The sequence below is a fragment of the Longimicrobium sp. genome, from assembly GCF_036554565.1.
Classification (GTDB): domain Bacteria; phylum Gemmatimonadota; class Gemmatimonadetes; order Longimicrobiales; family Longimicrobiaceae; genus Longimicrobium.
Genome location: NZ_DATBNB010000076.1, coordinates 1 through 4,583, shown reverse-complemented (window position 1 = coordinate 4,583; position 4,583 = coordinate 1). Strand labels below are relative to the sequence as shown.

At 72.4% G+C, this 4,583-nt stretch carries 2 protein-coding genes and 1 pseudogene; 2 read left to right on the top strand and 1 reads right to left on the bottom strand.

The genetic code is table 11. The features are described 5' to 3' along the window. Positions 1-1,782: pseudogene (locus VIB55_RS02110) on the bottom strand (hypothetical protein); the annotation flags it as partial. A 223-nt stretch (positions 1,783-2,005) separates the two neighbouring features. On the opposite strand from VIB55_RS02110, the gene VIB55_RS02105 reads away from it, so the two are divergent. Together VIB55_RS02105 and cphA are read left to right on the top strand one after the other, a co-directional pair. Further along, positions 2,006-2,191, top strand: a complete 186-nt coding sequence (locus VIB55_RS02105) for a hypothetical protein (RefSeq protein ID WP_331875009.1) — start codon at positions 2,006-2,008, stop codon at positions 2,189-2,191. Between the two features lie 50 nt (positions 2,192-2,241). Next, positions 2,242-4,583 (top strand): cyanophycin synthetase (gene cphA / locus VIB55_RS02100; RefSeq protein WP_331875008.1); only part of this gene is annotated, 2,342 nt, incomplete at its 3' end.

Here is a 4,583-nt window from a genome sequence, read left to right as displayed (position 1 = left end):
ATCCTCCAGGATGGGCATGAAGTCCGAAAGCACCAGCCGCTCGCCGGAAAGGTACAGCTTGAGGATGGACGAGCCCTGCGGCGCCGGCTCGCCGGGGAGCGGCTGGCGAAGCTGCAGCGCCACCGGTTCGCCCCGCCGGCGCAACTCCTCCAGGTGCAGCACGTCGTGAAGCGCCGTGTGCGGGCTGTTGGCCGCGCGGTACTCGGGGCTGACCGCCGCCCCGTAGGTGCCGGTCAGCGCCTCGGCATCGGCCTCGTCGACCCCGGCGCCCCGCAGGGCATCGTTCAGCAGCTCCTGCCACGAGCGCAGCAGCCCGGCCACCTCGCGCTCCAGCTCGCGGGGGTCGGGGAGCGCGGCCCCGGGGGCGGTGGTCAGGTAGTAGTGGATGCGGGCCTGGTCGCCCGCCGCCATGCGCAGGTAGTGGTTCACCACCTGTCCGCCCAGCCGGTCGGCCAGCAGCTGCCCGATGGCGCGCCGCACCTCGGCGCTGAAGCGGCCGCCGGGCAGGATCACCAGCACCGCCGCCTCGTCGCGCACCGGGTTGGCGCGCATTACCACCCGCACGCCCTCGGTGAACAGCGCCGCCAGCGACGCCTGCACCTGTGCGCGAAGCTCCTCTTCCGTCGCCTCGAAGAGCTCGTCCTTGGGGAGCGCGTCGACGATGGAAACGATCTCCTTGTAGTCGTGCCCGCCCGGGCGCGAGCCCGAGGCGGCCAGCAGCCGGTCGAGCTTGCCGCGCAGCAGCGGCACCTCGGCGACGGTGCTGCCGTACGCCTGCGACGTGAACAGCCCCAGGAAGCGCCGCTCGCCCCGCACGCGCCCCGCCTCGTCCAGCACCTTCACCCCCACGTAGTCCATCCGCGCGCGGCGGTGCACCGTGGACTCGGCGGTGCTCTTGGCCACCATCAGCGTGGGCCCGCCCAGCAGCCGCTCGCGCAGCCCCGCGGGCATGGCGCTCACCCGCACCGGGGCGGCGTACGACGACGACGACGGGTCGCGCAGAATGCCCAGCCCCGAGCCGTCGCGCACCGCGACCGAGGCCGCGTCGCCCTCCCCCTCGATGGCGTACTCGCGGAAGCCCAGGAACACGAAGTTGCCCAGCCCCAGCCAGCGGAGGAACTCGGCCTCCTCCGCGAACTCGGCCGCCCGGTCGGGAAAGCGCGCGGCGTACTCCTCCACGACCTTGGCCTCGTGCTCCAGCACCCGCGTCATCGCCGGGAAGTCGCTGGTGGCGTCTACCACGTCGGCCAGGCGCTGGCGGATGCCCTCGGCCACGCCGGTGCGCTGGGTCGGGTCCGTCACCCGCGCCACCTCGCAGTGGGTCAGCGCCTCGAGCGACGCGCCCTCGCCCGCCTCGTCGCCCACGGCCACGATCTCCCCCGCCGGGCCGCGGCGCACGGGGATCACGGGGTACACGTACTGGTGGATGTGCAGCCCCTCGGCGGCCAGGTACTCGCGCACCGTGTCGACGATGAAGGGGCGGTCGCCCACCTCGGCCCGGATGACGGTGACGGGGGCGCTCCACCCCTCGTCCTCGGGGTCCACCACCTGCACGTTCACCTGGTCCGGCCGGGCGCCGCGCAGGAACTCCCAGGCGCCCAGCGTGAGCGCCGCCAGCTGGGCGGTGCCGCGCTCTTCCAGCAGCTGGCGCGGCACCTTGGCGAAGAACAGGCGGGCGAAGCGGCACAGCGCCTCGCCGTCGGGGCGGCGCAGGGCCGACAGGTGTTCGCAAAGCTCGTCCACCGTCACCGCGCGGGCGGACGTCGAGGTCTGTTCGCTCATGTACGACAGCAGGCTCGTGCAGGTGTTGTTTCCGGGTGCCGGACCAATGGAGGCCAATGTAAGGGGAGCGGCTCCGTTTGGCACGCGCGCGACCCTCAAACCCTTGCGTAGCACGGCGGAAAGGGCCCCGCGCCAGACTTGGCGAATGGTATGCTTTCTGCTCCTTGCCCCTGTACGCGCCGTACGGAGGCGCGGTTCGGAAAACGGAAAGGGAAGGCAGAGCATGCTGGCCATGACCCCCGAAGTGCAGCGCGCGCCCGAGCCCGTGGGCGCCACGCCGGAGCCGCGCGCGTACACGCGCCGAATCGACTGCTGCGAGCGCCGCGCCCGGCCCGAGAGCGAGCCCGCGCGCGGCGGCGCTCCCCTGCAGGCGCAGGCGTGGGAGCACACGCGCCGCATCCACACCTGAATGCGGGGGCCCTCCGGCCCCCGTTCCCCGACGACCAACACCACCGGAACATGTCCCAGGCCCTGACGGAGGCCCCGGCGCCCCCGCGCGAGTTCGACCCGGAAGAGCTGCGGGTCAGCCGCCTGCGCGCCGTGCGCGGCCCCAACTTCTGGCGGCTGGCGCCCGTCATCGCGTGCGACCTGCGGCTGGGCGCGCTCGAGGACGTGCCCACCACCGCCATCCCCGGCTTCAACGAGCAGCTGCTGGAGCTGATGCCCACGCTGTACGAGCACCCGTGCTCGCGCGGCACCGAGGGCGGCTTCATCGAGCGGCTGCGCGAGGGCACGCACCTGCCCCACGTGCTGGAGCACGTCGCCCTGGAGCTGCAGACGCTGGCGGGCACCGACGTGTCGTTCGGCCGGGTGGTGGAAAGCGGCGATCCGGGCGTCTGGTGGCTGATCGTGGCGTACGAGGAGGAAGACGTGGGGCTCGAGGCCGTGCGCCAGGCCGTGCGCCTGGTCAAGGCCTGCATGAAGGGCGAGCCCTACGACATCAAATACGCCGTCGAAGACCTTCACGACCTGCTGGAAAGCGTGCGGCTGGGCCCGTCCACCGCCGCCATCGTCGAAGAGGCGCGGCGGCGGGGCATTCCCGTGCGCCGGCTGAACAGCCACTCGCTGGTGCAGCTGGGGCTGGGGGTGAACCTGCGGCGGGTGCAGGCGGCGATGAGCGACTACACCAGCGCCATCGGGGTGGAGATCGCCCAGGACAAGGACGACACGCGCCGGGTGCTGGGCGCCATTGGCCTGCCGGTGCCGGAGGGGAGCGTGGCCACCACGCTGGAGCGGGCGGTGGAAGTGGCGCACGAGATCGGCTGGCCGGTGCTGCTGAAGCCGCTGGACGCCAGCCACGGGCGGGGCATCTCCGGCCGCATCGACGACGACGACGGGGTGCGGGCCGCCTTCGAGGTGGCCGCCAAGTTCTCGCGCAAGGTGGTCATCGAGCAGTACGTCACCGGCAGCGACTACCGGGTGCTGGTGGTGGACGGCAAGGTGGCGGCCGTGGCCGAGCGCGTGCCCGCCCACGTGGTGGGGGATGGACAGCACACCATCGCCGAGCTGATCCGCATCGCCAACCAGGACCCGCGCCGCGGCCGGGGGCACTCGCGCACGCTGACGCAGCTCCCCGACGACGCGGCCACGGACGCGTACCTGGCCTCGTCCGCCCGCACGCAGCAGGACGTGCCGGCGCCGGGCGAGCGGGTGTACCTGCGGGCGACGGCGAACCTGTCGACCGGGGGCACGTCTATCGACCGGACGGACGAGGTGCACCCGGACAACGTGACCGCCTGCGAGATGGCGGCGGGGATCGTGGGGCTCGACATCGCGGGGATCGACGTGCTCTCGCCCGACATCACGGTGCCCTTCCGCGAGAACCGCGCGGTGATCATCGAGGTGAACGCCGCGCCGGGGCTGCGGATGCACTCGCACCCGTCGGAGGGCCAGCCGCGCAACGTGGGCGCGCCCATCATCGACATGCTGTATCCGCCGGGGTCGCCGTACACCATTCCCGTCGTCGCCATCACGGGGACGAACGGAAAGACGACGACCACGCGGCTGACGGCCCACCTGTTCCGGCAGACGGGAAAGACGGTGGGGTTCACGACCACGGACGGCGTGTACCTGCAGAACCGGCTGGTGATGGAGGGCGACATGACGGGGCCCTTCAGCGCCAACATCATCCTCTCCAACCCCACGGTGGAAGTGGCCGTGCTGGAAACGGCGCGCGGCGGGGTGATCCGGGCCGGGCTGGGGTTCGACGAGTGCGACGTGGGCGTGGTGCTGAACGTGGCGGCCGACCACCTGGGGCTGCGCGGCATCAACACCGTGGAGCAGCTGGCGGAGGTCAAGTCCGTGGTCCCCGCGGTGGTGAAGCGCGAGGGGCACGCGGTGCTGAACGCCGACGACCCGCTGGTCTACCGGATGCGCGACCGTTCGGGGGGCGACATCGTGCTCTTCTCGACGATGCAGCCGGGGGAGAACCGCGTGTTCGACGACCACATCGAGCGTGGCGGCATCGGCGCGCGGGTGGAGGACGGCGAGTTCGTCATCCGGCGCGGGCGGCTGCGCATTCCCATCGCCACGCAGCGCGAGGTGCCGCTGATGATGGGGGGCGCCGCGCGGTTCCAGCAGCAGAACGTGCTGGCCGCCATCCTTGCGGCCTACGTGCAGGGGGTGCGGTACGACACCATCCGGGCGGGGCTGCTCTCCTTCTTCCCGTCGCCGTCCATGACGCCGGGCCGCCTGAACCTGCTGCGCCTGGGCGAGGTGCGGGTGCTGGTGGACTATGCGCACAACCCGGCGGCTGTGGAGGGGCTGGTGGAGACGGTGCAGGCGCTTCCCGCGCGCCGGCG

Excerpts from the sequence above, each read along its gene's own strand:
- VIB55_RS02105 (WP_331875009.1), top strand. The coding sequence starts at position 2,006 with ATGCTGGCCATGACCCCCGAAGTGCAGCGCGCGCCCGAGCCCGTGGGC.